The sequence below is a fragment of the Zymobacter sp. IVIA_12111.31 C1 genome, from assembly GCF_047495495.1.
Lineage (GTDB): Bacteria > Pseudomonadota > Gammaproteobacteria > Pseudomonadales > Halomonadaceae > Zymobacter.
This window is the reverse complement of sequence record NZ_CP179930.1, coordinates 12,131-38,485: the sequence shown is the minus strand read 5'-3', so window position 1 is coordinate 38,485 and position 26,355 is coordinate 12,131. Positions and strand designations below refer to the sequence as shown.

Here is a 26,355-nt window from a genome sequence, read left to right as displayed (position 1 = left end):
TGCTTACGAATTTTTTAGCGAGGGGTGTCCGCCACTTGGGCACGCACGACATTAACCCCTTGCGCAGTAATCGTGTCGAACAGCTCATCGCTGATCTGATCATCGGTAATCAATACATCAATGGCTGACCATGCCAGCTCAAGGTTAGGGATACGGCGCCCCATCTTGTCGGACTCGATCATCACCACAACTTCACGGGCCACATCGCCCATCACGCGTGACAGATGCAGCAGCTCATTGAAGGTGGTCGTACCTCGCTCGGGGTCGATACCGTCGGCCCCAATGAACAGCTGGTCGAAGTCGTAAGCACGCAGTACCTGCTCCGCCACCTGCCCTTGGAAAGCGCATGAACGCTCATCCCATGTGCCCCCCGTCATCAGCAGCGCAGGGCGGCTGTCCAGCTCGCGAATGGCGTTAGCCACTGCCAGCGAGTTGGTCATCACGACAAGTCCTAGCACATCGCGCAGTTCTGGAATCAGTGCTGACGTGGTGCTGCCGCTGTCGATGATGATGCGAGCATGATCGCGTATGCGCTGGCGCGCGGCCTTGGCAATGGCCAGCTTGGCCAAAGACACCACGGCAGGCTGATCGGTGCGCGGAATAAGGGCAGCTCCACCATAGCGGCGAATCAGCAGCCCCTGGTGCTCGAGCAGCGCCAAGTCCTTGCGGATCGTGACCTCGGAGGTCGAAAAGTAGCGGGCCAGCGCCTCGACGCTGATCTCGCCGCGCTCTTCCAGCAGCGCCATGATTTCCGTACGGCGTGCGGGGGTGGAACGTCTGGTCATGACCGTCCTTTGAGTGTGCTTTCGACGTGGCAACGAAGAATAACAGCGCCTTCCCCTAATTTCACTTCAAAAGTTAGTATCTTTCGAATCGAAATGTAAAGCCGTGTATACCGATAACGGCAGCATCGGGCATTCACGTTACATCCAACGACATGAATGCCCAACGAAAAGCACTGAAGAGAGGGAATTACTGGCGTTTGGTCGGTCGCTTCCAGCCAGCTTTCACGACCTGACGAGCGCGCCCGATGGCCAGGGTATCGTCGGCCACATCGCTGGTAATGACCGAGCCTGCCGCCGTCGTTGAGCGATCACCGACCTTGACGGGCGCGACCAGTGCCGTATTGGAGCCGATGAATACATCATCTCCCAACACGGTGCGCGATTTGTTGACGCCATCGTAGTTACAGGTGATCGACCCCGCCCCCACGTTAACGCGTTCGCCGACGTCCGCATCGCCGATATAGCTGAGGTGGTTGACCTTGGCCCCTTTGCCCAGCACGGCTTTCTTGATTTCGACGAAATTGCCGACTTTGGCGCCTTCGCGCAGCTCAGCCCCCGGGCGCAGGCGCGCGAACGGCCCGATCGCATTGGCACCGTCGACCTGTGCATCGTCGATCACGCTGTAGGCATCCACCTGCGTATTCGCACCGATCGTGGCATTGCGGATAATGCAGCCCGGACCGATCGCAACACCGTCGCCCAGCGTCACCTGCCCTTCGAATACACAGTTAATGTCGATCAGCACATCCTGACCAACCGTCAGCTCCCCACGGATATCGACACGCGCGGGGTCGGCAACGGTAGCCCCAGCACGCATGATGGCGTCGACTTTGACGGCCTGATGGCAGCGCTCCAGCGCGGCCAACTGCACGCGATCGTTGACGCCTTGTACTTCGAAAGCGGCGGCTGGCTGATAGGTGTCGATAGTGACACCTTCGGAGGCAGCCATCGCAATGATGTCCGTCAGGTAGTATTCGCCCTGCGCATTGTCTGAGGACAGCGCGGGCAGCCAGCGTTTGAGCTGCGCACCGGTAGTGGCGAGAATGCCCGTATTACATTCGGTGATGCTGCGTTGTTCGTCGGTCGCATCTTTCTCTTCGACGATACCGGTGACGCGCTGCTCAGCGTCACGCACGATGCGCCCGTAACCGTACGGATTGTCGAGCATCACCGTCAGCAGCGACAGCGTGGCAGGCGAGACGTTCTCGACCATGGCGGCCAGCGTATGCGGTGCGATCAGTGGAACATCGCCGTATAGAATCAGTACGGCACCGTCGCCGATCTGTTCCAACGTCTGAGCCACCGCATGCCCAGTACCTTTCTGCTCGGTTTGGCGGGCGAAACTGACGCCGCGTCCTGCCAATGCCTGCTCAACCTGTTCGGACCCATGACCGACGACGACGTGAATGCGACTGTCCGGCAGCGTATCAGCAGCGTCGATGACATGTGCCACCATCGGCTTGCCACCGATCTGGTGCAGTACCTTCGGCAGTTTCGAACGCATACGGCTACCCTGACCGGCAGCAAGGATGACAACGTCGAGCGACATGGGAATTCCTCTGGATGAATCGGTCACCCTGCAGGGCGACGGCATGACGGGTTCACGAAGCGGGATCGACGCACCGCCGACCTTTCCGCACAGATGGGGAACATGGTAGCAGCATCGGCCCCTAGGTTTCATTCCGAAAGATAGCAACACAACACAACGACAATAAACATCACACCGATATACAGGGAGCACCATTTTCGTGCACCTCATCCCAGCGCTAACGCCATTTCATCAGCCGTGGCGCTCTCTAAGCTACCGTAGGCACTCATTGCAAGAGAGAATAATCTGCACGGCACCGTGGCAATATGCATGTCACCGCCGCAGATTCATCATGGGGGGCCGCATGATGCATGACGACATCAGGCAACGCGCCGCTGAGATCATAATCGGTCTCGAAAAGAAGCAGGTCAGCGCAGAAAGCGACAACGCAAGAGCCATAATTGCTCGAGTATTGGAACGCTATCGCCGCTTCATCGAATCAGTGGAAGATCATTCCATTCCCATTTATAAGAAGACCTACCTTATATACGGCAATGCTAGAATCGCCATTGATAATGGCGGCCATTATTATCATAAGATTTATAGCGACATGGCTGATTTTGAACATTATTTAGCAGAAATGATCGTCGACCCTCGCGACCAAAGGAAACGCTAGCTCATGTTAAACAGACAAGAACCAATGACACTGGAAACGAAGCGCCTAACGTTGCGTCAATGGACGACACCCGATATAGCCGCGTTCAACACCATGTCAGCAAATCCTGACGTGATGCGTTATTTTCCAGCCACACTGACGCAAGAACAGAGCACACGGTTAGCCATATCCCTGCAATGCGACATTGCCAAGCAAGGGTGGGGGCTATGGGCGGTCGCACTAAGGGAAACCGGTGAATTCATCGGCTTTACCGGCCTTCGCCATCAGACCGGAGATATCCCGCTTAGCCCTTTCATTGAAATAGCATGGCGGCTAGATCAGCGATTCTGGCACCAAGGCTACGCGTCTGAAGCCGCAAAGGCCGCGCTATCCTTTGCCTTCCGCGAGCTAGATGCGCCTGCGGTGCTTGCCTTCACGACGCGCACCAATGCACCGTCCATCGCGCTGATGAAACGCATCGGCATGCGCAAGCTGAATCAGGACTTCAAGCACCCTTTGCTTGATCGGAATCATCCGCTTGCCGATCATGTGCTGTACATCATTGAGCGTGAAGAATGGCAGCCGTCCGGTGATATATAACCGAGTCCATCAGGCTGATTTGGACGTCCATAAATCGGTGTTTAAACACTCGTATTGCCTCTACACTATCGAAGCCATACGCGCTGTAATCAGCGGTGGGGAATTAATCCCATAATATTTGTTACCGATTATATATAAGAAATAAGGAGTCACCCGATGATTATTCACAACGCTATCTTTCAGCTGAATCCGGCGCTGACACAGCAGCAGATCGACGAACTGGGTCAAGCCTTTCTCGGGATGAAGGAACGCATCCCGACCATTCGTGACATCAGCTGGCACGACAACATCACCGATGAACCCCTCCACCACGATTTCATGCACGTGCTGCGCGTCGTGTTCGATGATAAAGCTGGTCTGGACACCTATGTACCTCACCCATATCACGCTGAAATCTGCGAGAAATACCTGCTGCCGGCGCTGAAATCCGACGTACAGACGTCCGTACTGGTACTCGATCACGAACTGGCGGACTGATCACGGCAGTAATGGGAGTACAAGGCGGCCGTCTTTCATGCCATTAATGACGCTTCGCTTTTTCCCATGAAAAACGCCTCTTTCCCTTGATAAGGAAAAGAGGCGTTTCTATAAGATTGAGCCGCAAGCGGCGTGCAATCAACGTTTCTGCTTTTGCTTGTACGTTTGCAACGTACGCAGGCGCGCATTGGCCTTGGCAATATCAGAAAGCGCTTTCGAGAAGTTGATCTCGTCGACCTTGTCTTTCTTGCGCTGTTCGGCTCGTTCGCGCGCACGTTTGGCCTCGGCTTCGTCGAGGTCTTTCGCACGTGCTGCCGTATCGGCCAGAATCGAGATCATGTGTGGCTGCACTTCAAGGAAGCCGCCGGACACATACAGCACCTCTTCCTTGCCGCCTTCGAGGCGAATCTCGACAGGGCCTGGAGCCAGCTGGGTCAGCAGAGGAGCGTGTCCTGGGCGAATACCCATTTCACCTTCAACCCCGCAGGCCACAACCTGCTCGACCAGACCTGAAAAGATCGACTTCTCAGCGCTGACGATATCGCATTGGACGCTTCTTGCCATCATGCATTCTCCTGGTCAGCACAGCGGCTCATCAGAGCCGCTGAATGTCTCGCTAGGCAATTAGAGGGATTTGGCCTTCTCGACCACTTCCTCGATACCACCGACCATGTAGAACGCCTGTTCGGGCAGATCGTCGTAGTCACCATTCAGGATGGCTTTGAAGCCAGAGATGGTGTCTTTCAGCGATACGTATTTACCCGGAGAGCCCGTGAAGACCTCTGCAACGAAGAACGGCTGGGACAGGAAGCGCTGGATCTTACGTGCGCGTGCCACAATGTTTTTGTCTTCGTCGGACAGCTCGTCCATACCGAGGATCGCGATGATGTCTTTCAGTTCTTTATAGCGCTGCAGAACGTTCTGGACTTCGCGAGCGGTATTGTAGTGCTCTTCACCGACAACCAGCGGGTCAAGCTGACGAGAGGTAGAGTCAAGCGGATCAACGGCCGGATAGATACCCAGCTCAGCAATCTGACGAGACAATACGATGGTTGCATCAAGGTGAGCAAACGTCGTCGCTGGGGAGGGGTCGGTAAGGTCATCCGCGGGGACGTATACGGCCTGTACGGAAGTGATGGAGCCCACTTTCGTAGAGGTGATACGTTCCTGCAGCATACCCATTTCTTCTGCCAGCGTCGGCTGATAGCCCGCAGCAGACGGCATACGACCCAGCAGTGCCGATACCTCGGTACCTGCCAGTGTGAAACGGTAGATGTTATCGATGAACAGCAGTACGTCGCGGCCTTCGTCACGGAATTTTTCCGCGATAGTCAGACCCGTCAGCGCTACGCGCAGGCGGTTACCGGACGGTTCGTTCATCTGACCGTATACCAGTGCAACCTTGTCCAGAACGTTGGATTCGGTCATTTCGTGGTAGAAGTCGTTACCCTCACGAGTACGCTCACCCACACCGGTGAATACGGAATAACCGGAGTGCTCAGCCGCGATGTTACGGATAAGCTCCATCATGTTGACGGTCTTACCCACACCGGCACCACCGAACAGACCAACCTTACCCCCTTTGGCAAACGGGCAGATCAAGTCGATGACTTTGATACCCGTTTCCAGCAGGTCGTTGTTGGCTGACTGCTCGTCGTAGCTCGGGGCGTGACGGTGAATGGACATCTTCTCGTCACTGATCGGGCCTTTCTCGTCGATCGGCTGACCAAGAACGTTCATGATACGGCCCAGCGTGGCTGTACCGACCGGAACCTGAATCGCTGCGCCCGTGTTCTGAACAGTCAGACCGCGTTTCAGACCTTCGGTAGAACCCATGGCGATGGAACGTACGACGCCATCACCCAACTGCTGCTGAACTTCCAGTACGGTTTCCGTGCCATCGACGTTCAGGGCGTCATAGACCTTGGGCACGTCATTGCGCGGAAACTCCACATCGATGACCGCGCCGATGATTTGTACGATACGTCCGCTCATCTGGTTGGTGTCCTCTAAATCCTGCTGAAACCTGTTGTGCCGCATCGGCACAAAGCCTGCGCCTACAATGGCGCCATTGCGGGGGCTATCACATGACCGTCAGGGTCAGACAGCGGCCGCACCACCCACGATCTCGTTGATTTCCTGCGTGATCGCGGCTTGGCGCTCTTTGTTGTAGAGCAGCTGCAGGTCGTTAATCAGTTCACTTCCGTTATCGGTGGCGTTCTTCATTGCGATCATGCGAGCAGCTTGCTCACAGGCAATGTTTTCGACCACGGCCTGATACACCTGGGACTCGACGTAGCGAACCAGCAGGGTATCCAGAAGCGTGCGTGCATCTGGCTCGTACAGATAGATCCAGTGGCCCTTGGGCAGGATGTCTTCATCCTTTTCGTCCGGCTGGACATCACTGGCATCGATCGGAAGCAGAGTGCGTGCCGTCGGCTGCTGCGTCATGGTGTTCACGAATTCGTTGGACACCAGCACCAGGCGATCCAGCTGACCTTCATCGTAGGCGTCGAGCATAACCTTGATGCTGCCGATCAGATCGCTGGCGACGGGGGCATCGCCCAGACCGTCTTCGGACGCCATCACTTCACCGCCGTACTGCCGGAAGAACGAGGCCGCCTGACGACCAATGGTGCAGAATGCAACGCCAACACCTTGATCACGCCACGTCTGTGCGTCCTTGAGTGCCGTCTTGAACACGTTGATGTTCAGACCACCGCACAGCCCACGGTCGCTGGAAATGACGATATAGCCTACACGGTTGACCTGTTCACGCGGCACCAGATACGGGTGACGGTAATCCAGGTTGGCATTGGCCGTGTGGTGGCATACTTCACGAATCTTGCGCGCATAAGGCTTGCCCGCCTCCATGCGCTCCTGAGAACGACGCATTTTAGATGCGGCCACCATCTGCATGGCGCTGGTGATCTTCTGCGTGTTCTTGATACTGCCGATCTGCGACTTGATATCTTTAATGGCTGCCATGGCGACCTCCTGTTCAAACCCGTCAGCCAGTGATCCGGCGAACCGCATGCCGGATCATGGCTTCAATCGTGCGGTAAATGACGTTCCGCGCGCACTCAGTTACGGGTTGACTTGAAACGTTCAACGGCGCCTTTCAGGCTCTGCTGAATGTCGTCGTTGTAGTCGCCGGAAGCATCAATCGTATCGAGCAGAGGCTGGAATTCAGCGTGCATGAAGTCGATCAGATCACGTTCGAAGTTCAGTACGTCGCTGACGGCAATATCAGAGAGGTAGCCTTCGTTCGCGCAGTACAGCACGACCGCCATTTCGGAAACGGCCAGCGGTGAGTACTGTTTCTGCTTCATCAGTTCGGTAACACGTTCACCGTGTTCGAGCTGTTTACGCGTAGATTCGTCAAGGTCGGATGCGAACTGAGAGAACGCCGCCAGCTCGCGATACTGCGCCAGAGCCAGACGGATACCACCACCCAGTTTCTTGATGATCTTGGTCTGCGCTGCACCACCTACACGGGAAACCGACAGACCAGCGTTGATGGCCGGACGAACACCTGCGTTGAACAGGCTGGTTTCCAGGAAGATCTGACCGTCGGTGATGGAGATAACGTTGGTCGGTACGAAGGCCGATACGTCACCACCCTGGGTTTCGATGATCGGCAGCGCCGTCAGGGAACCCGTTTTACCTTTCACTTCGCCTTTGGTGAACTCTTCAACGTACTCAGCATTAACGCGTGCAGCACGTTCCAGCAGACGGGAGTGGAGGTAGAACACATCACCCGGGTAAGCTTCACGGCCCGGCGGACGTTTCAGCAGCAGGGAAATCTGGCGATATGCCCAGGCCTGCTTGGTCAGATCGTCATAGACGATCAGCGCATCTTCGCCGCGGTCGCGGAAGTATTCACCCATAGTGCAGCCCGCATACGGTGCGATGTACTGCATCGCTGCCGGATCGGAAGCCCCAGCCACGACGACGATGGTGTGTTCCATCGCACCGTGTTCTTCAAGCTTGCGCACGATGTTAGCAACGGTGGACTGTTTCTGGCCGATAGCGACGTAGATACAGGTAACACCCTTGCCTTTCTGGTTGATGATGGCGTCAATGGCGATCGCGGATTTACCGATCTGACGGTCACCGATGATCAGCTCGCGCTGACCACGACCTACCGGCACCATGGAGTCGATCGCTTTCAGACCCGTCTGGATCGGCTGATCGACGCTCTGGCGGGAGATAACACCCGGAGCGATCTTTTCGACAGCGTCGGTCTCGGTGGTACTGAGATCGCCTTTACCGTCGATGGGGTTACCCAGCGCATCGACAACGCGGCCGATCAGTCCACGACCTACCGGCACCTGAAGAATGCGGCCGGTACATTTACCGATCATGCCTTCTTGCAGGTTCTCATAGTCACCCAGGACCACGACACCAACGCTGTCGCGTTCAAGGTTCAAGGCCATACCGTAGATGCCGCCAGGGAATTCAATCATTTCCCCGTACATGGCATCGTTAAGGCCGTGGATGGTCACGATACCGTCAGCAACACTGACGATCGTGCCTTCATTACGTGCTTCTGCGCGAACATCAAGGTGCTCGATACGGCTCTTGATGATGTCGCTGATTTCGGAAGGATTCAGTTGCTGCATGCCATGTCCCTCGACTTCAGGCTGTCAGTGCGCTGCGGAGTTGCGCCAGTCGACCACGAACGGAGCCGTCGATGACGGTGTCTCCTGCGTGAACGATGACGCCACCGATCAGCGACCGATCCACTGAAGTGGTGATAGAGATTTCGCGATTGAGGCGCTTAGCCAACGCTTCTGCGAGCTTGTTCTGCTGAGCTTCAGTAAGCGGAAAGGCGCTGATCAGCTCTACGCGAGCCTGTCTTTCATGGTCAGCGCGGGCAGCATCAAACTGCGCAGCGATTTCCGGCAGGGCTTCAAGACGCCCTTCTTCAGCCAAGACCTTGACGAAATTGCCACCGAGCTCATCGAGCTCGCTCTGGCAGATCGCGATGATCCGCTCAGCCTTCTGGGCGTAATCGACGCGCGGGTCATTGAGCAATTCAACGACGCGCTCATCAGAAACCACAGCGGCGAGCAGTTCGAGCATTCTGGACCACGCGGGCAAGGCGTCATGCGCTAGAGCCAACTCAAAGGCAGCTCGCGCATAAGGTCTCGCAACCGTGGGCGTATTCGACTGTGCCATGGTGACGTGACCTCCTGTCAGAGCTCGGCAGCGAGCTTGTCGAGCAGATCACTGTGTTTCTGCTCGTCAACGGACGCCTCCAGAATGCGCTCTGCCCCTTCAACGGCCAGAGCGGCGACTTGACTCCGCAGATCGCGACGAGCCTTTTCAGTTTCCTGCGCAACCGCGTTACGCGCGTCTTCGATGATCCGGTCACCCTCGGCGCGCGCCTTTTCCTGTGCCTCTTCGATCAGGTGATTGGAACGAATACGTGCCTGCTCGATGATCTTCGAGGTTTCATCACGCGCGCCACGCAGAATGCGCTCGGCTTCCTGTTTGGCTGCCGCCAGCTCTTTATCCGCGCGGTCGGAAGCACTTAAACCTTCCGCTATTTTCTGTTCGCGTTCATGCATCGCCTTCTGAAGAGGCGGCCACACGAACTTCATGCAGAACCAGACAAAGATCGCAAACGAGATCAATTGTCCGATTAATGTCAGGTTGATGTTCACAGGTCAGTACCTTTAACGATTCGTGGCAAACCGAGAGTGAAAAGCCAGTTCTTCGTTCAGGACGCTTAGTGACCAGCAACAACGAAGATCAGGTACAGGGCGATACCAACACCGATCATCGGAACGGCGTCAAGCAGACCGGTCATGAGGAAGGTACGACCCATCAGCTGGCTGTCCAGCTCAGGTTGGCGAGCGATGGACTCGAGCAGACGGCCACCCAGCAGGCCAAAGCCGATACCCGTACCAACAGCGGCCAGACCGATCATGATAGCTGCAGCAACATAGACAAGTTCTTGCATGGCGAGTAACTCCAGATTAAGCCAGATTTCGACGGTTGTTTAAGATGCAGTTTCTCAGATTTCTCTGCTGATCCACTGCACGTTCTGCAAGGGAATAATGCTCTATTTCTCAGTGCTTCTCATGTGCCTGGCTGAGGTACACCACAGTCAACATCATGAAGATGAAGGCCTGAAGCGGAATGACAAGCACGTGGAAGATGGCCCATGGTGCACTCAGCACCCACTGTACCCACCAAGGCAGCAGTGCGATCAGGATAAAGATGACCTCGGCAGCGAACATGTTACCGAACAGTCGCAGTGCCAGAGACAGCGGTTTGACGAACAGACCGACCAGCTCAAGCACCAAGTTGAAGGGGATCATTGCCCAGTGGTTCATCGGCTGAGACGTCAGCTCTTTAACGAAACCACCCACACCTTTGATCTTGAAGCTGTAGAAGAGAATCAGCAGGAAGACCCCGATCGACAGACCGAAGGTGATGTTGACGTCCGCTGTGGCCAGGGTACGCATATGCGGGGCGCCCAGCATGCTAGCGATCAGCGGAATGAGGTCGACAGGCAGGATATCCATGATGTTCATCATGAGCACCCAGACGAATACGACCAATGCCAGCGGCGCGATGACCGGGCTTTTACCATGGAAGGAATTGCGAACGAGGTTGCCCACGAAACCTACCAGCATCTCGACGAAGTTCTGTACCTTGCCAGGCTGATCGGAGGTTGCCTTGACCGCCACTCGGCGCAGGAACCACATCATCAAGATCCCGAGGACGAGTGCCCAACCCATGGTATCAAGGTTGATGGACCAGAAACCCATTGCCTTCGCCTGTGCAGCGTCATGGGCGGTCATCAATTGACCCGTGCTCTTGTCTAGGCCAAAGACCCAGCTTTGGAGGTGGTGGTTGATGTACTCCGAAGAGGTCATCGCTGTTTCTTGTTCGGCCATGGGTACGCCTCAAGTTCGTCAGGGAGTGACGCGCGCCTTCGTACGCCAGCAGCAGAGCTGCGGTACAAGGCAGGTCACTGCGTATGCAGAGAAAAACAGTACCGGATGCGCCGGGGGCAGCTTCACGAAAACGATGACGAACAACGCCATTGAGAGCGTAAATTTGCCAACCTGAGCGCGATACAGGTTACTCACATGTTGTTTCGCCTGTCGTGAGCCACGTGGTCGCAGAAAGCGACAAGCGAAGTACAGTGCAGGCACCATGCAGACCACGCTACCCAACAGCGCGCTCAACACGGCCCCGCTCCCGACCAGCACCCATGCCAAGGCAGCCAGCAATACCGCCGTCAGACACTGTCTGATCAGCAGCCTTGCAGGCATGTCCTGATAAGGGCGGCGCTGGGCGAGGTGAACTCGTGGTACTTGCTTCATGTGTCAGTCTTGGCCGGTTCGATAACAACCATTGAAAAGCCTTGAATCAGCAAGTCCTTGCTAGCCATACAGTTACCACCGCTGACCAAGCCACATTAAAACCATCGGGATTATATGGAACCCCGCAACGTCCGGCAAACTGCGGTCCCATATTACGCTTTTTGCGCGTTTTTGCAGGAATGGATAGCCTGCAAACCCTTTTGCGAGACAATCCGTCGCATCCGTAAGTCGCGGGCGGCAGTTGCCTTAGCGAATATGCGCCAATATTCCATCCAACTCATCAAGACTGGTATAGCGAATGGTGACATTTCCCTTTCCACTCGCCTTGTGATCAATCTTGACGGCAGCACCTAGCAGTTCACCTAACCGCTGCTCAAGCCCCGCCACATCAGCGGAGGGCTGCACTGCGGTATTTGCTGTTTCTTTCTTTTCGGCGGCAATGCGGCGAACTAAAGCTTCAGTTTGTCGCACCGTCAGTGATTTGGTCGCCACTTCTTTTGCCGCTTTGCGCTGCCGAGTGCCCTTAAGCGCCAGTAAAGCTCGGGCGTGACCCACATCAATCTCGTGTTTCTCTAGCCGCTCGCGTACGTCACTTTCCAGCGACAGCAGACGTACAAGGTTGGCGATCTGGGCGCGTGATTTGCCCACGGCATCAGCGGTCTGCTGCTGGGTCAGGCCAAACTCATCCATCAGCCGACGCAGCGCGACCGCTTCGTCGATAGGGCTGAGGTCTTCACGCTGAATGTTTTCGATCAGGGCCAGCGCCAGTGCTGTTTCATCGTCCAGCTCGCGCACGATGGCAGGCACGGTGTCCAGCTCGGCCAGCTGTGCGGCGCGCCAGCGGCGTTCACCGGCAATGATTTCATAGCGGGGAGCATGGGGCTTGCCGCTCACCAAGGGGCGAACGACCAGAGGCTGCATAATGCCGCGAGCACGAATGGAGGCCGCCAGTTCATCAAGCGCTTCCGGCGGAAATTCGCGGCGCGGCTGATACTCGCCGCGCTGGAGCTGCATGATAGGCAAGCGCACCAACTGCTCTGCCGGGGCAGTTACCGCGGAAGATGTGGCGTCGTGGGCGCTGATAGAAGAATCGTCAACAGCATTGCCTGCTGCCAAGGGCGTGTGTCGGCCACGGGAACGGGCCCCTGCACCAATCAGGGCATCCAGCCCTCTGCCCAGAGCACGTTTGCGTGTCATGAGTGCCTCTCTGCGATAGATACGATAAGTCCGGCGGTGTGCCGCTCAGTCATCACAAGCCCAGACGCTTGATCAGCTCCTTGGCCAGCACGCGGTACGCATGGGCGCCACGCGACAGCTTGGCATAGCGCGTCACGGGCATGCCGTGGCTCGGCGCTTCCGCCACGCGGATGTTGCGCGGGATAGCCGCTTTGAGCAGAGCGTCGCCGAAGTGATCGGATAGCTGCTTGCTGACGTCGCGCGTCAGCATGATGCGGTTGTCGTACATAGTGCGGACGATACCGCTGATCGCCAGATCAGGATTCACGGACGCACGGATCTGCTCGACGGTATCCAGCAGTGCTGACAGGCCTTCCAGTGCATAGAACTCGCATTGAAGCGGAATCAGCACCCCGGTGGACGCTGTCAGCGCATTGACGGTCAGCATGTTCAGGGAGGGTGGGCAATCGATCAGGATGACGTCGTAATCGGCGGCCACAGCGGCAATGGCTTCGGACAGGCTGCGTTCGTGATGTTCGTTCTGCAATAGATCAACTTCGGCAGCGGTCAGGTCACCGTTGCCTGGCAGCAGGTCATAGCCAAAATCGGTGCCTAAGATGGCATTGTAGGCCGACGTATCGCCCATCAATACATCCAGCACACTGCCGTGCTCAAGATCGTATTTATCGACACCGCTACCCATGGTGGCATGGCCCTGCGGATCAAGGTCGATCAGCAGAACGCTTTTCTTCAGGCCCGCCAGCGAAGCGGCCAGATTGACGGCTGTGGTGGTCTTCCCTACCCCACCTTTCTGATTGGTTACCGCTATGATCTGGGTCACGACGTATTTCCTTGACGACGTTGTTTCTTGTAATCCCTTGGACGTCTATTTCAACGCCGAAGGGCCGCTCGCACCAGATGACGCTCACCGGGATCGCCGGGGACGGAAAGATCGTGGCTACCAATCTGTTCGATATCGTCAGGAAGCACGTCATCCGTATCGACGCGTCCACGCATGGCCAGCCATTCCCCGCCGTCGGCCAATACATGACGGCTCAGCGAGACGAAATCATTCAGCGATGAAAACGCGCGGCTCGTGATCTGGTCGAACTGCTGATCTTCAGACAACGCTTCGATACGCTCGGGCAACGGAGTGACATTGGACAGGCCCAGCTCCATCACAACCTGCTTCTGGAAGCGCACTTTCTTGCCGTTGCTGTCCAACAAGCTGACCTGCAGTTCTGGGCGCACGATGGCTAAAATCATGCCAGGCAGTCCGGGACCGGAGCCTACATCCAGAATCCGAGGGCCTTTGACCCACGGCAGAATGGTCAGACTGTCGATGACGTGGCGCGTCATCATGGCGTTCGGATCACGCACTGCCGTGAGGTTATAAGCGCGATTCCATTTGTGCAACAGCACAACATACTGCACCAGACGCTCACGTGCCGTGGCGTCCAGTGTAAGTGACAGCGCATTCAGCCCTTCGTCGAGACGGGTTTCAAGCTGAGCAATCATGCGTTCTCCTGCGTCTGGCGGTATTCACGTTTCTTGAGGTAGACCAACAGCAGCGATACGGCCGCCGGGGTGACACCCGAGATGCGTCCCGCCTCGGCCAGCGTTTCCGGCCGCGCTTCCATCAGTTTCTGACTGATTTCCTTCGACAGCCCGTCGATGCGTTCGTAATCAAGGTCAGCAGGCAACTTGGTATCTTCATGACGACGCAGGCGTTCGATCTCATTCTGCTGACGCGCGATGTAGCCTTCATACTTGGCCTGAATCTGCACCTGTTCGATAACGTCTTCAGCCACCGCGTCATCGCCCTGCGGTAGATCGCGGTAATCAATTTCAGGACGGCGTAGCAGATCAAGCATGTTCTGCTCGCGACTCATTCCTTCCAGTTTGTCACCGAAATGCGCTGCCAGTTCGCTACCCGGCAGTACCCATGTCGATTTCAAACGGGTTGTTTCAGCATCGATCGCATCGACCTTCGCGGAGAACGCTGCATAGCGTTCATCATCGACCAGCCCCAGTTCACGCCCTTTTTCGGTCAGACGCAGGTCTGCATTGTCTTCACGCAACAACAGGCGGTATTCCGCACGGGAGGTGAACATACGATACGGCTCGCGTGTTCCCATGCGGATCAGGTCATCAACCATGACTCCGATGTAGGCCTCGTCGCGGCGCGGATACCAACCGTCCAGCCCTTTAGCACGGCGTGCAGCATTCAAACCGGCCAACAGTCCCTGCGCAGCCGCTTCTTCATACCCTGTCGTGCCGTTGATCTGGCCTGCAAAGAACAGGTTATTCATGAAGCGGGTTTCCAGCGTGTGATGCAGGTCACGCGGATCGAAGAAATCGTATTCGATGGCGTAGCCCGGACGCAGGATATGGGCGTTCTCCAGCCCTTCCATCGAGCGCACCAGATCCAGCTGCACATCGAACGGCAGCGACGTTGAAATGCCGTTGGGATACAGCTCGGGCGTATCCAGTCCTTCGGGTTCGATGAAGACCTGATGGCTGTTCTTGTCGGCAAAGCGGTGGATTTTGTCTTCGATCGACGGGCAGTAACGCGGACCAACACCTTCGATGACACCGGAGTACATCGGCGAACGGTCGAGGTTATTGCGGATGATGTCGTGGGTGCGTTCGTTGGTATGCGCGATATAGCAGTTGACCTGCCGCGGGTGCATTTCACGATTGCCCAAGAAGGACATCACCGGCACCGGCGTGTCACCTGGCTGAACCGCCAACTTGGAGAAGTCAATCGAACGTGCGTCCAGACGCGGCGGCGTTCCGGTTTTCAGGCGCGCCACGTTGAACGGCAGTTCACGCAGACGTTCCGCTAGAGCAATTGCACTAGGATCGCCAGCACGTCCCCCTCGATAGTGTTCCAGACCAATGTGAATCATCCCGCCCAGAAACGTTCCCGTACACAGCACTACTGAGGTGCTGTGGAACCGGATGCCTGCTTGCGTCACCACACCTTTTACGTCATCGCCTTCAACGATCAGATCGCTGGCTGCCTGCTGAAAAAGCGAGAGGTTGGGTTGATGCTCGAGGGTATGGCGGATGGCGGCCTTGTAAAGGACGCGGTCCGCCTGTGCGCGCGTAGCGCGCACCGCCTGCCCTTTTCGGGCATTCAGGGTACGGAACTGAATACCGCCTTTATCGGTGGCCAGCGCCATGGCTCCCCCGAGGGCGTCGATTTCCTTGACCAGATGGCTCTTGCCGATGCCACCGATGGCCGGGTTACAGGACATCTGTCCCAGCGTTTCGATGTTGTGAGTCAGCAGAAGCGTTTTCGCACCAGTGCGCGCAGCGGCCAATGCGGCTTCTGTTCCGGCATGACCACCGCCGATGACGATGACGTCGAAGCGGTCTGGATAGTCCACGTGTGTAACCTCGATGAATGGAGCTTTTGGGGTAACGGCAACGTCAGGGAAAAATCGTTTCCATGCGAATGCGATGGGGGCAATCCGTCGGGGAGGCTGCGTTGCGGGCCGCATTATAACGTGGCTGTGGGTAACCGTCAGGGTTTTCCACATGGGCCAAGCCATAACAGTGATTCAGTACATATCTAAAGAAAAGTATTTAAAGAGAAGTTCTATTGAAGTAATGACTATTAGTCAGGCGTATTTTTGTGGATAACACATTTTTGTTCATTAGATACAGTTTGTTATGGCCTTAGTATCCTTCTGGGGAAATTCGGTATGAGCTGGGGAGATGGTTTTCATGGCCTGTGAACAACTTTCGTGATTATCCACATGGTCAGCAATCCACGGGTTGCTAACGGATCTGTACGTAAGTTGTGCCCGAGGTTATTAACGTATACGTCAAGGTAGCCTGAGGAGGCATGCCACTAGGGATAGCGAGAAGACGGGAGTGGATAACAGTGATTTTTATCCACAGCCCAATTTCCTTATTTCCAGCGCTGTCTAGAGGGTCTTTACGTGAAGGCGGGAGGTACTGCATACGATCGAAGGGCCATGGCAAGCGTCACTTGCTTGACGTGAAAAAGCCTGCCGTGTGGCAGGCTTTTCTGCATGGTGCTTGAACAGCGCTGAGGATGCTCAGTCCTTGAGGGTGTAATCGATGTTCGTCACGATGCGGACTTTCTTGATATCAGGCGTGTAGCTGTCCAGATCTTCTACTGTGAAGTACCCCTGTGAAGCGTTCTTAATCGCTCCCAAGTGGCTTTCCGAATCCGACGCGAACTGCTCTGCCGCTTTGCGGGCGTTAGCCGTCGCTTCGCGGATCATGTCGGGTTTGATGTCGTTGAGCTTGGTAAACTGGTACTGGGGGGCATAGTCATTGCCATCGTACAGTCCGGATGACAGCAACACTCCTTGGCTGACCAGATCGCCTGTATGACGCGAAGCCGTGCGAACGGTTTCTACCTTGGATGTGCGCACGACGACAGCAGCAGAGCCGGTGTAGCGGTTGACGATCGGTTTGTCGGAAGAACCGTATTCGTTGCGATCGCTGACTTTCATCGGTGAGAGGCTAAGCTCGCTGTCTTCGAACCCTTGCTGGCGGAGGAAGGCTCGGGTCAGATTTTCGCTTTTCTGCAGTTCGACCTGCAGCGAGGCCAGATCCTTGGCTTCTACACGGAAATAGACGGGCCAGAGTGCCATGTCGGCTTTCAGTTCGCGTTCGGCGACCCCTTTGACGGAGGCGATGCGGTTGGACTCCTGCCAGATCTTGCCGACCGTGCGCAGGTAGCTGCCGCCCCAGACCAAGCCTACGGCGATCAGGCCGCCCAGCACGGCACCTGTCAGTAGGTTGCTTCGTGAATGGCTCATTGAAATATCCCTGTGAAATAGGAAGGGTGCGAGGAGGGTTCCTCTCTTCTTTTGTAGCGCAGAAGAAGTGTATCGCAACGTGTGTTCATGAAAGGTGAAGGCAGTGATGAAAATGCCCTTGCTTCCAACAAGGCAAGCAAGGGCATCGGTGGAGGCTTAGGGGCAAAAGAATCAGATGGTGAAGGATGAACCGCATCCACAGGTCGAGGTCGCATTCGGGTTGTGCACCATGAAGCGAGCTCCCATTAGGCCCGTTTCAAAGTCGACGGTTGATCCTATTAGATACTGATAGCTCAGCGGATCAATGACGACAGCAACGCCGCCGTTATCGATCAGCGTGTCGTCTTCTTCAAGGTCACGCGTCAGGTCGAACCCGTACTGGAAACCTGAGCAGCCACCGCCCGTCACGTAGACGCGCAGCTTGAGATCGTCGGCCTGTTCCATGTCCATCAGCTCACGGACGCGGGTAATCGCGCTCTCGGTCAGCACCAGCGGTGCTGCGGGATGTTCGGCACCACTCATGGCAGCCTCCTATGCTTGAGCGCCCGTCACGGCGCGGCTGGCGCGAGCGTGGGGGCGAAGAATCATTATCATTGGTGGACAGTGTATCACTGCAGGTTACTAGGTCTTCAGTTTCCTGATTGAATATGACAATGACCATCATGGCCGCCGACCGTGTAACGTTTTTGAGCGGCGGTGGGGCTTCGGTCATATGCTGAAAGCGTTGGGCAAGGAATGCCTTCTCTTTACATTCAGGGAGTGACGACGATGCAGACGTGGAGTCAGTGGGTATTGGGTGGCCATATCATAGCCTTTGTATTCTGGAGTGCGGCGCTATTCGGTATGGCGGGGCTGCTGGTGCACCATGCGCAGGCGGCAAAGGAAAACGATGCGCTTGGATGTGCGCGCTTCTCTATCATGGAAAAACGACTGTTCCGTGGCATCATGAGCCCCGCCATGCTGGCGGTCGTCGTTTTCGGTATCCTGTTGATCGTGCTCAACACGGGGGTACTGACCCGTGGCTGGCTCTATATCAAGGCGGCTCTGGTCATCATCCTTATCGGACATCAACATTTCTGTCTGGCGCAGATCAAGCGCCTGGCGGCCAATCAAGGCCATAGTCCGCTGTACTACCGTGCCCTAGCGATCGTACCGGCCGTGTTAGTCGTGGCCATTATTCTTTTGAGCGTACTGCGGCCCTATTAAGCGGCCGGCGTCGCTTATCGTTCTTTCTCGTTGCCAGCGCTTGATGGGCTGGCCGTGTCATCTTTCTTGGAGGCAAGCCCTATGACGACCTCTTCACAGCTGTTCGAACGTGCGCAACGGCACATCCCTGGCGGCGTGAACTCTCCCGTACGCGCTTTCAAAGGGCTGGGTATGGCGCCCGTGTTCATTGAACGCGCGCAGGGGCCTTACCTCTTTGATGTCGAAGGTCAGCGCTATATCGACTATGTCGGGTCGTGGGGGCCGATGATTACAGGGCATGCTGATCCCGATGTTCTGAAGGCCGTCCATGAGCGCGTCGAAAAAGGGCTGTCTTTCGGTACGCCGACAGCGATCGAAACAGAGATGGCTGATTTGATCTGTACGCTGGTGCCGTCGATGGATATGGTGCGTATGGTCAACTCCGGTACCGAAGCGACCATGTCCGCCATCCGTCTGGCGCGCGGACACACGGGGCGCGATCGGATCGTCAAGTTTGAAGGCTGTTACCACGGCCACGTCGACTCTCTGCTGGTGAAAGCCGGTTCAGGGGCGCTGACGCATGGCGAACCCAGCTCGCCGGGGGTACCTGATGCGCTGGCCGAGCTGACCATTACCTTGCCCTACAATGACATTGATGCGGTGCGGACGCTGTTCGCTGAAAGCGGTGATGACATTGCAGCGGTGATCGTTGAACCCGTTGCGGGCAACATGAACTGCATTCCGCCGGTGGCTGGTTTTCTGGAAGCGCTGCGTGACGTAACTGATGCGTGCGGCAGCGTGCTGATCTTCGATGAGGTCATGACTGGCTTCCGTGTGGCGCTGGGCGGTGCCCAAGCGTACTACGGCATCACGCCTGACCTGACCTGCCTAGGCAAGATCGTGGGCGGCGGTATGCCGGTCGGTGCTTTTGGTGGCAAGCGCGAGATCATGGCGAAACTGTCGCCGCTGGGACCTGTCTATCAGGCAGGGACGCTGGCAGGCAATCCGCTGGCCATGTCGGCGGGACTGACACTGCTCAATAAGATTCGCGCACCGCATTTCCACGAGCGACTGGCCGATAAGGTAAATCAGCTGTGCGATGGGCTTGAATCCCGCGCTCGGGCGGCGGGCATTCCCTTGCTGACGCATCGCGCGGGCGGTATGTTCGGCGTATTCTTTACCGATCAGCCTGTCGTGGACGGCTTTGAACAGGCGACGGCCTGCGATGCCGAAGCGTTTCGCCGTTTCTTCACATTGATGCTGGAACATGGGGTCTATCTGGCGCCATCCCCTTACGAAGCGGGGTTCATGTCGGCCGCACACAGCGACGACGATATCGCACACACCCTGCAGGCAGCAGAAGAAGCCTTTGCCCGCATGGTCGGCGCTGCCTAGGCATGGCGCGCGATGCCGTGCCTGTTTACACTATCGGCATCGCGTAGTCGGTACGGCCGGCGTTCGCTACACGGCTCATGTTCCTGTCGATCAGGCATGAGCGCGACGATTTTTCATGACCATCAGGAGAGCACCGCGTGATCCGGACACTGCCATCGCTGCTCAAGCGCCTTGCCCATTACGGGTATCTCGACGATACCACCCTTGGTGATGTAGACAGCCTGTCGGGTGATGCGTTGACCTCGGTGCTGTATAGCATCGCAGACAACCTGATGGCTCGACGCAAAGCCCCTTCGTGGCCCGATGCGCGCTATCAGACGCCCAACGATGCTTTCGATGACTGCATTTCCCGCTTTGACGGCGTCGACCTGAATCCTGAAGAACGGGAAATTCTGGCGCAGCTGCGCCCTTGGGGCCGAGAAGCCTATGCGCGCCTAGCGCCCACCTTCCAGAAACGTCGCGATGACGGTTTTACCGTTCCCGCTCTGGGCATTGCCGAAGGCGATGTGTGCGGTGATCTAGCGGTGATGGCGGCTGAAAGCCTCAGTCACGATCAACTGCGTACGGCCAACGTTATTGCCGATCGCTACCTCGAAGAAACCGGCGACTACGCCACGCTGCGCGTGCTGATCTACTTCATCGCGTATGTGTGCCTGTATCGCGCGTTGGAAGTGGTCAATGATCCTGAATCGCGCCTGGCGTATCTGCGTGAGGCGGGCTGGGTGGCCGAGTTCCGCGTGCCGTATCTGCTGATCGGTACGGGCGTGCACGGCAGCGGCAAGGGGGATTTCACCTACTCGGCGATGAAAGAGCTGGGGGGTATCCGTATTCGTGCCAACGTCGAGCGTGCGCGCATTCTCGGAAAGTCGGTGGCCAATACGCCCGATGACTTTGATGAAGCCACTACTGAGCAGACCTATCGCCGCATGGCTCATATCACAGGGCTGCTGCTGGAAGCCGGCTATCCGGTATACATTGACGGCAGCTGCCTGACACGTGCACAGCGATCACTGCTGCGCAACGAGGCCGAGGCACGCGGTCTGGCGGTCATGATCGTCAGCTTTGAGGCCGACCAAGCGACGCTGGAAGCCCGTGTGGCCGAACGCCAGCGCAAGGTGGGGCTGCCGGTCGAAGACGGTCTGCGCATCCTCAGCGAGCAGCAGGCGCGCTTCGAGCCGTTCGATGATGAAGAGCTGTTTCATCTGGTGCATCTGGACACGACCCAGCCTGACGCCAACGACACGCTGGTTGCGCTGATTCGAGAGAACGTACGCATTCCCGGTACGACGATTCCCATCCCTCCGTTCAGCTGAGGCTGAGCGTCCTACGTCAATTCCCTTCAAAAAAACGATCAGGCCACGGTGGTGACGCCGTGGCCATGATATGACCGATACGCTGCACGAGAACGATATGGCGACGACTTCACAAGCCGTAGTGCTGGCCAGTGGCAACGCTGGCAAGCTGCGCGAATTCCAAGAACTGCTGGCTCCGCTGGGTATCACGCTGAGCAGTCAGGCCGATCACGATGTCCCCGAGGTTGAAGAAACCGGGCTGACCTTCGTCGAAAACGCACTGCTCAAGGCGCGCGCGGCATCCCGTCATACCGGCCTGCCCGCATTGGCTGATGATTCAGGGCTGGTTGTCGATGCGCTGAATGGCGCACCGGGTATCTATTCCGCACGTTACTCTGGCGAGCACGCTGATGATGCCGCCAACAACCGCAAGCTGCTCGATGCACTGCGTGATGTGCCGGAAGGTCAGCGCCAGGCGCATTACTGGTGCGCGCTGGTCTATCTGCGCCACGCCGATGATCCCGCGCCGTTGATCATTCAGTGCGGCTGGAAAGGCGACATTCTCTCCCTGCCGCGTGGTGAAGGTGGCTTTGGTTATGACCCGCTATTCTGGGTGAGTGAAGCGGGTATGAGCGCTGCCGAAATGAGCCGTGCCGAGAAGAACCGTCTCAGCCACCGCGGACGCGCCGTCGCCGAGTTCATCGACGCATTGAAGGCTGATAACGCTTGATGACTGTTGAGACAGGCTTGCCGCCGCTGTCGCTGTATGTGCATGTGCCGTGGTGCGTGCGCAAGTGCCCCTACTGCGATTTCAACTCGCACGGCATTGGACGTAATGCAGTGTTGCCCGAAGAGGACTATCTGGCGGCGCTGTTGGACGATCTGGCGCAAGAATGCGCACTGATCACTCCGCGCCCGCTGCACAGCATCTTCATCGGCGGCGGAACGCCCAGTCTGATGTCGCCCGCGTTCTATGAGCGACTGTTGCAAGGCATCGACGCACGCATCGGTATGGCTGCCGACATCGAAATCACTATGGAAGCCAACCCGGGCACGTTTGAACAGGCGCGCTTTGCCGGGTTCAGAGCGGCGGGCGTTAACCGGCTGTCCTTGGGTATCCAGAGTTTCGATGACCATGCGCTGCAGGCCTTGGGGCGTATCCACAGTGGTGACGATGCCTATACGGCGGCCGATCGTGCTCGCGCGGCGGGGTTCGACAATATCAACCTTGACCTGATGCACGGCTTGCCGGGGCAGACGGTCGAGGCGGCGCTGGGAGATATCGAACGGGCGCTCTCAATCCAGCCCTCGCATCTGTCGTGGTATCAGCTGACCCTCGAGCCAAATACCGAGTTTTTTTCGAAACCGCCTGCGCTGCCCGAAGAAGAAATCCTGTGCGATATTCAGGACGAAGGGCATCGTTATCTGTCAGAACACGGCTTCGAACGCTATGAAATATCAGCCTATTCGTGTCGCGACACGGCACGTGATTACCGTTCGCGCCACAATCTGAACTACTGGCAGTTCGGCGATTATCTAGGCATCGGCGCGGGGGCTCATGGTAAGCTGTCTACCCGCTCGTCGACGGGTGAACTGACGCTGATGCGCCGCTGGAAAACGCGTCAGCCGGAGGCCTATCTGCGCCGCCGTCACGACCCCCGCGGCTATCTCGCAGGACAGCGTGAAGTGGCTCGCGATGAGCGTGGGCTAGAGTTTCTGATGAACGCATTGCGTCTTGTCGACGGTGTTGACCGTGAATGGTGGGCATCGCGGACCGGCCTTGCCATGGCCGAGCTGGACGCACAGACCCGTGAGGCATGCGCCCGTGGGTTGCTGGATGAACATTCGACGCGGTTGAAGGCCAGTGAACAAGGACTATTGTTCCTGAATGACCTTCTTGCGTTATGTGACCTCGATGACAAGGACTGACGGCACTCGTACGGGCTGCCGATGTCGGTGATGAAGGAGAATGACCGATGAATCGTAAGACACTGTGGGCACTGCCTTTGGTTGGCGTGCTGGGCCTGGCGGGATGTGCCTCTTCCTCTTCCGTAGCCGAGCAGCAGAGCGCGCCGATGGCTCGCCCTTCTGCATCGCAGCAGCTGGACGCTCAGGAACAGCGCCTGCGCCAGAAAACTCAGAATATCAACGGTATCAGCGTGATCCGCACGGCCGATACGCTGCAGATGAGCATGCCGGGTTCCATCACCTTTGCGAATGACAAGGCCACGCTGTCCAGCACCATTCGTCCGGTGCTGTCTGACGTTGCGACCATTCTGAAGGAATTCCCGGATACGGCGACCGTCGTTGACGGCTACACCGACTCCAACGGTCGTGCGGCCTACAACCTGCGCTTGTCCGAACTGCGTGCGCAGTCGGTGGCCAATGCGCTGGTACAGGGGGGCGTCGACATTCGCCGTCTGTCCACCAAAGGACACGGTGCATCTGACTTCGTCGCATCCAACAAAACGGCCAAAGGGCGTGCCCAGAACCGTCGCGTAACGCTGACGCTGGTACCGCCGCACTATGACAACCAGCCGATTCCGGGCCAGATCATTCCTGGTCAGAAGTAATCGCTACGTTTTACCACGCAGTATATGCTGACGTGATGGACAGGCCCGGGTTTCCCGGGCCTGTTTACATTCAAGGCTGTCCGTTCGAGAACCAAGGAGATTGCCGTGCTTGCCTACCAGCACGCTTACCATGCAGGCAACGTTGCCGATGTACACAAGCATGTTACCCTCAACGCCCTGCTGGCCCGCCTGCACGGCAAGGCTTCGGCCATTACCTGCGTGGACACCCATGCGGGGCGCGGCATCTATCCCCTCGATGCACAGGAAACCCAGCGCGGTGGCGAGTACATCACTGGCGTAATGCCACTGTGGGAACAGCGCCAGAAGCTGTCTGATCGCAGCCCCGTGCTGAAAGAATGGCTCGACGATCTGGCCTCGCTTAACCCAGAGGGCACGCTGTCCTGCTATCCCGGTTCGCCGTGGTGGTTTGGTCATACACTGCGCAACCAAGACACGCTGGCACTTTTCGAGCTGCACCCCGGTGAAGTGAAGCACCTCGAAGAAGCCCGCGAGGCGTTGCCCCACAATGTGCGGGTGACGTACGGTGATGGCCCTGAAACGCTGCTCGATCAGCTGCCGTTTCCGACACCTCGTCTGTGTGTGCTGATTGATCCGTCATACGAGATCAAAAGTGAATACGCGCAGATGGCCGATGTGCTGGCGGCAACGGCCCACAAGGTGCGCCATGCGATTGTGGCGATCTGGTATCCGCTATTGCCGGAAAATCGCCATCAGGCGTTGCTGGAAGGGATCGTGGACTACGATGTGCGCAAGGTTTGGCGCAGCGAACTTATCTTCCGCGATCCGTCTGCCGGCCGGGGTATGTACGGCTCTGGGCTGGTGATCATGAATCCGCCGTGGCAGCTGGATTCGATCCTGAACGACGCTTTTGGCATCATTGCCGCATGCTATGGCGAGCAGGCCTCGCATCGCAGTGGTTGGCTGGTCGAAGAATGACCACTCTTTCATCGTAAGGAGCGATATCATGGCTCACACAGCAGAGGCGCTGGTCATCATGGCCGAGTTCACTCTGACGCTGGAAGGCGTACACCGGTTTCTGGACATTGCGCGTCAGGATGCCCGCGATTCAGTGGCCAACGAGCCGGGCTGCCAACAGTTCGATGTCCTCATCAATGAAGACGACCCGCTACAGGTGACGCTGCACGAAGTCTATGACGACCAGCAGGCTTTCGAAGCACATCTGGCAGCACCGCACTTTGTGCCTTTCCGCGACGAGACGCCCGCGCTGATCGCTTCGCAGAAAGTGCGCAGATTCACACGCAGTGCGCGCTGAGCGCCTCTGTCATCACGTTCGACGTAACAAGGGCAGGACAGTGTATGTCCGGAAAAGTATTGCAGCTGTGCCTTTCCAAGGGCGCAGGCGGGCTTGAAGTGTATCTGGCCCGTATCATCACCGGGTTGCAGCAGCAGGGCTGGACCGTCTACGGCGTCGCGCTAGAAGGAACGCGTGTTGCCGAATACATGCATGCCGCGGGCATTCGGTATCGTGCCAGAAAGAGCCAGGCACGTGCGCTGATGAGCGTCCGTTCCATCGTGCGCTGGATGCGTCTCGAAGGCATTGATGTCATCCACTGCCACAAATCGAGTGATCTGAGGCTGGCTGCTCTCATCAAATGCTTTCTGCCGCGCACCAAGCTGATCTATACCGATCATGTGGGCAGCAAGCGTGAGAAGAAGGATATGTTCCACCGCTGGGCATATGGCAAGGTGGATCGTGTACTGTCGATTAGCGATGAAACTCGCGAGCGCAACGTTAAGGCGCTGCCGTTGCCTGCCGACCGTATCACTCGCCTGCATCATGGCATCGAGATTGACCAGTTCCCACCGTTGGCGTCGATCGAAGCGCGTCATGCACTGCTGAAAGAGCTTGATTTGCCGACCGACCGTGCCACGATCTGCCTGCCCGCACGTGTGGCAGAAGGCAAAGGCCATGATGTCTGGGTTGAAGCGCTGGCACAGCTTCCTGACGGTCTGCCGTGGCACGGCGTGATCTTGGGCGGTACGGTGTGGTCTCAAGGGGGCGATGAAGACTACGTCGAGCGCATCGAAGCACTGATCGAACGTCTTGGCCTGGCGTCGCGCATTACATTTACCGGGCATCGCTCCGATATTCGCCGCCTGTTGCCCGCCTTCGACGTGCTCTGCATCCCTTCGCGCAACGAAGCGTTTGGCCTGACCGTTATCGAGTCGATGGCTGCGGGACGGCCTGTCGTCGGCTCCAACAGTGGTGCCATTCCCGAACTACTGGCGGAAGACAGTGGTCTGCTGGCCACTTACGACGATCCCGCATCATGGGCGGCCCAGCTGGCTCGCTTGTTGAAAGATGAATCGCTGCAGGAAACGCTTGGTCGCAGAGGGCGCGAGCGGGTAGAAGCTCATTTTTCGCAGCAGCAGCACGTGGCCAAACTGATCCAGCTGTACACGGACCCGACTAATATCGGCCCTGTGCTGTAGCGAATTCCCCCGCAAGGGAAGACGGTAGCAAATTATCGAGACGTTGCGTTCTTAGGGTGTCGT

At 57.1% G+C, this 26,355-nt stretch carries 29 protein-coding genes; 12 read left to right on the top strand and 17 right to left on the bottom strand.

The window, feature by feature from the left end:
* Nucleotides 1-14: 14 nt before the first annotated feature.
* Both ACMHYW_RS00190 and glmU read right to left on the bottom strand, forming a co-directional pair.
* Nucleotides 15-785, bottom strand: a complete 771-nt coding sequence (locus tag ACMHYW_RS00190; RefSeq protein ID WP_414500381.1) for a DeoR/GlpR family DNA-binding transcription regulator — start codon at nt 783-785, stop codon at nt 15-17.
* A 187-nt stretch (nt 786-972) separates the two neighbouring features.
* Nucleotides 973-2,334 (bottom strand): bifunctional UDP-N-acetylglucosamine diphosphorylase/glucosamine-1-phosphate N-acetyltransferase GlmU, encoded by a 1,362-nt coding sequence (gene glmU / locus ACMHYW_RS00185; RefSeq protein WP_414500380.1) that lies wholly within the window; start codon nt 2,332-2,334, stop codon nt 973-975.
* A 343-nt stretch (nt 2,335-2,677) separates the two neighbouring features.
* On the opposite strand from glmU, the gene ACMHYW_RS00180 reads away from it, so the two are divergent.
* The 3 genes from ACMHYW_RS00180 (at nt 2,678) to ACMHYW_RS00170 (ending at nt 4,045) form a co-directional block, all read left to right on the top strand.
* Complete coding sequence (locus tag ACMHYW_RS00180; RefSeq protein ID WP_414500379.1) at nt 2,678-2,989, top strand: hypothetical protein; 312 nt, start codon at nt 2,678-2,680, stop codon at nt 2,987-2,989.
* Between the two features lie 3 nt (nt 2,990-2,992).
* Nucleotides 2,993-3,568: a GNAT family N-acetyltransferase gene (locus ACMHYW_RS00175; protein WP_414500378.1), complete on the top strand. Its 576-nt coding sequence runs from the start codon at nt 2,993-2,995 to the stop codon at nt 3,566-3,568.
* Nucleotides 3,569-3,724: 156 nt separating this feature from the next.
* Nucleotides 3,725-4,045, top strand: coding sequence for a Dabb family protein (locus ACMHYW_RS00170; protein ID WP_414500377.1), 321 nt, complete (start codon nt 3,725-3,727; stop codon nt 4,043-4,045).
* Nucleotides 4,046-4,183: 138 nt separating this feature from the next.
* Here the strand turns inward: ACMHYW_RS00170 and ACMHYW_RS00165 are convergent, their stop codons facing one another.
* The 15 genes from ACMHYW_RS00165 to erpA all read right to left on the bottom strand — a co-directional run bounded on the left by ACMHYW_RS00165 (nt 4,184) and on the right by erpA (nt 17,894).
* Entirely contained in the window at nt 4,184-4,612 is a 429-nt protein-coding gene (locus ACMHYW_RS00165; protein ID WP_324603169.1) for a F0F1 ATP synthase subunit epsilon, read from the bottom strand.
* 57 nt (nt 4,613-4,669) lie between these two features.
* The gene (gene atpD, locus ACMHYW_RS00160; RefSeq protein WP_414500376.1) at nt 4,670-6,040 is read right to left on the bottom strand and encodes a F0F1 ATP synthase subunit beta; all 1,371 of its coding nucleotides are present in this window, start codon (nt 6,038-6,040) and stop codon (nt 4,670-4,672) included.
* Nucleotides 6,041-6,145: 105 nt separating this feature from the next.
* On the bottom strand, nt 6,146-7,033 hold the full coding sequence (gene atpG / locus ACMHYW_RS00155; RefSeq protein WP_414500375.1) for a F0F1 ATP synthase subunit gamma: 888 nt from the start codon (nt 7,031-7,033) through the stop codon (nt 6,146-6,148).
* Nucleotides 7,034-7,128: 95 nt separating this feature from the next.
* A complete protein-coding gene (atpA, locus tag ACMHYW_RS00150) occupies nt 7,129-8,670 on the bottom strand; it encodes a F0F1 ATP synthase subunit alpha (protein WP_414500374.1) in 1,542 nt (513 codons plus the stop codon).
* A gap of 16 nt (nt 8,671-8,686) precedes the next feature.
* Nucleotides 8,687-9,229 carry a F0F1 ATP synthase subunit delta gene (locus ACMHYW_RS00145; protein WP_414500373.1) on the bottom strand — a complete coding sequence of 181 codons (543 nt, stop codon included), beginning with the start codon at nt 9,227-9,229 and terminating at the stop codon, nt 8,687-8,689.
* Between the two features lie 17 nt (nt 9,230-9,246).
* A complete protein-coding gene (locus ACMHYW_RS00140) occupies nt 9,247-9,717 on the bottom strand; it encodes a F0F1 ATP synthase subunit B (protein WP_027704375.1) in 471 nt (156 codons plus the stop codon).
* A 65-nt stretch (nt 9,718-9,782) separates the two neighbouring features.
* Nucleotides 9,783-10,016, bottom strand: a complete 234-nt coding sequence (gene atpE, locus ACMHYW_RS00135; RefSeq protein WP_038277530.1) for a F0F1 ATP synthase subunit C — start codon at nt 10,014-10,016, stop codon at nt 9,783-9,785.
* Between the two features lie 109 nt (nt 10,017-10,125).
* Nucleotides 10,126-10,959 carry a F0F1 ATP synthase subunit A gene (atpB, locus tag ACMHYW_RS00130; protein WP_414500372.1) on the bottom strand — a complete coding sequence of 278 codons (834 nt, stop codon included), beginning with the start codon at nt 10,957-10,959 and terminating at the stop codon, nt 10,126-10,128.
* Between the two features lie 18 nt (nt 10,960-10,977).
* The gene (locus ACMHYW_RS00125; protein WP_027704372.1) at nt 10,978-11,391 is read right to left on the bottom strand and encodes an ATP synthase subunit I; all 414 of its coding nucleotides are present in this window, start codon (nt 11,389-11,391) and stop codon (nt 10,978-10,980) included.
* Nucleotides 11,392-11,637: 246 nt separating this feature from the next.
* The gene (locus tag ACMHYW_RS00120) at nt 11,638-12,588 is read right to left on the bottom strand and encodes a ParB/RepB/Spo0J family partition protein (RefSeq protein ID WP_414500371.1); all 951 of its coding nucleotides are present in this window, start codon (nt 12,586-12,588) and stop codon (nt 11,638-11,640) included.
* Between the two features lie 52 nt (nt 12,589-12,640).
* Entirely contained in the window at nt 12,641-13,408 is a 768-nt protein-coding gene (locus ACMHYW_RS00115) for a ParA family protein (protein ID WP_027704370.1), read from the bottom strand.
* 50 nt (nt 13,409-13,458) lie between these two features.
* On the bottom strand, nt 13,459-14,085 hold the full coding sequence (gene rsmG, locus ACMHYW_RS00110; RefSeq protein WP_414500370.1) for a 16S rRNA (guanine(527)-N(7))-methyltransferase RsmG: 627 nt from the start codon (nt 14,083-14,085) through the stop codon (nt 13,459-13,461).
* Nucleotides 14,082-15,962: a tRNA uridine-5-carboxymethylaminomethyl(34) synthesis enzyme MnmG gene (gene mnmG, locus ACMHYW_RS00105; RefSeq protein ID WP_414500369.1), complete on the bottom strand. Its 1,881-nt coding sequence runs from the start codon at nt 15,960-15,962 to the stop codon at nt 14,082-14,084. Before mnmG ends, rsmG begins: the two co-directional genes overlap by 4 nt.
* 678 nt (nt 15,963-16,640) lie before the next feature.
* Nucleotides 16,641-17,372: an SIMPL domain-containing protein gene (locus ACMHYW_RS00100; protein ID WP_414500368.1), complete on the bottom strand. Its 732-nt coding sequence runs from the start codon at nt 17,370-17,372 to the stop codon at nt 16,641-16,643.
* Between the two features lie 171 nt (nt 17,373-17,543).
* On the bottom strand, nt 17,544-17,894 hold the full coding sequence (gene erpA, locus ACMHYW_RS00095; RefSeq protein ID WP_414500367.1) for an iron-sulfur cluster insertion protein ErpA: 351 nt from the start codon (nt 17,892-17,894) through the stop codon (nt 17,544-17,546).
* A 246-nt stretch (nt 17,895-18,140) separates the two neighbouring features.
* Here erpA and ACMHYW_RS00090 point away from each other — a divergent pair, with 246 nt between their 5' ends.
* The 9 genes from ACMHYW_RS00090 (at nt 18,141) to ACMHYW_RS00050 (ending at nt 26,292) form a co-directional block, all read left to right on the top strand.
* Nucleotides 18,141-18,578, top strand: coding sequence for a CopD family protein (locus ACMHYW_RS00090; protein WP_414500366.1), 438 nt, complete (start codon nt 18,141-18,143; stop codon nt 18,576-18,578).
* Between the two features lie 81 nt (nt 18,579-18,659).
* Nucleotides 18,660-19,952 (top strand): glutamate-1-semialdehyde 2,1-aminomutase, encoded by a 1,293-nt coding sequence (gene hemL, locus ACMHYW_RS00085; protein WP_414500365.1) that lies wholly within the window; start codon nt 18,660-18,662, stop codon nt 19,950-19,952.
* 137 nt (nt 19,953-20,089) lie between these two features.
* Nucleotides 20,090-21,265 (top strand): AAA family ATPase, encoded by a 1,176-nt coding sequence (locus ACMHYW_RS00080; RefSeq protein ID WP_414500364.1) that lies wholly within the window; start codon nt 20,090-20,092, stop codon nt 21,263-21,265.
* A gap of 97 nt (nt 21,266-21,362) precedes the next feature.
* Nucleotides 21,363-21,974 carry an RdgB/HAM1 family non-canonical purine NTP pyrophosphatase gene (rdgB, locus tag ACMHYW_RS00075; protein ID WP_027704363.1) on the top strand — a complete coding sequence of 204 codons (612 nt, stop codon included), beginning with the start codon at nt 21,363-21,365 and terminating at the stop codon, nt 21,972-21,974.
* A complete protein-coding gene (gene hemW / locus ACMHYW_RS00070) occupies nt 21,974-23,173 on the top strand; it encodes a radical SAM family heme chaperone HemW (protein ID WP_414500363.1) in 1,200 nt (399 codons plus the stop codon). The genes rdgB and hemW overlap by 1 nt, the downstream gene beginning before the upstream one ends.
* A 47-nt stretch (nt 23,174-23,220) precedes the next feature.
* Nucleotides 23,221-23,817 carry an OmpA family protein gene (locus ACMHYW_RS00065; RefSeq protein ID WP_414500362.1) on the top strand — a complete coding sequence of 199 codons (597 nt, stop codon included), beginning with the start codon at nt 23,221-23,223 and terminating at the stop codon, nt 23,815-23,817.
* A gap of 105 nt (nt 23,818-23,922) precedes the next feature.
* Complete coding sequence (locus ACMHYW_RS00060; protein WP_414500361.1) at nt 23,923-24,774, top strand: 23S rRNA (adenine(2030)-N(6))-methyltransferase RlmJ; 852 nt, start codon at nt 23,923-23,925, stop codon at nt 24,772-24,774.
* Nucleotides 24,775-24,802: 28 nt separating this feature from the next.
* A complete protein-coding gene (locus ACMHYW_RS00055; protein ID WP_414500360.1) occupies nt 24,803-25,111 on the top strand; it encodes a putative quinol monooxygenase in 309 nt (102 codons plus the stop codon).
* 44 nt (nt 25,112-25,155) lie between these two features.
* Nucleotides 25,156-26,292 carry a glycosyltransferase family 4 protein gene (locus ACMHYW_RS00050; protein ID WP_414500359.1) on the top strand — a complete coding sequence of 379 codons (1,137 nt, stop codon included), beginning with the start codon at nt 25,156-25,158 and terminating at the stop codon, nt 26,290-26,292.
* The last annotated feature ends 63 nt before the right edge of the window (nt 26,293-26,355 follow it).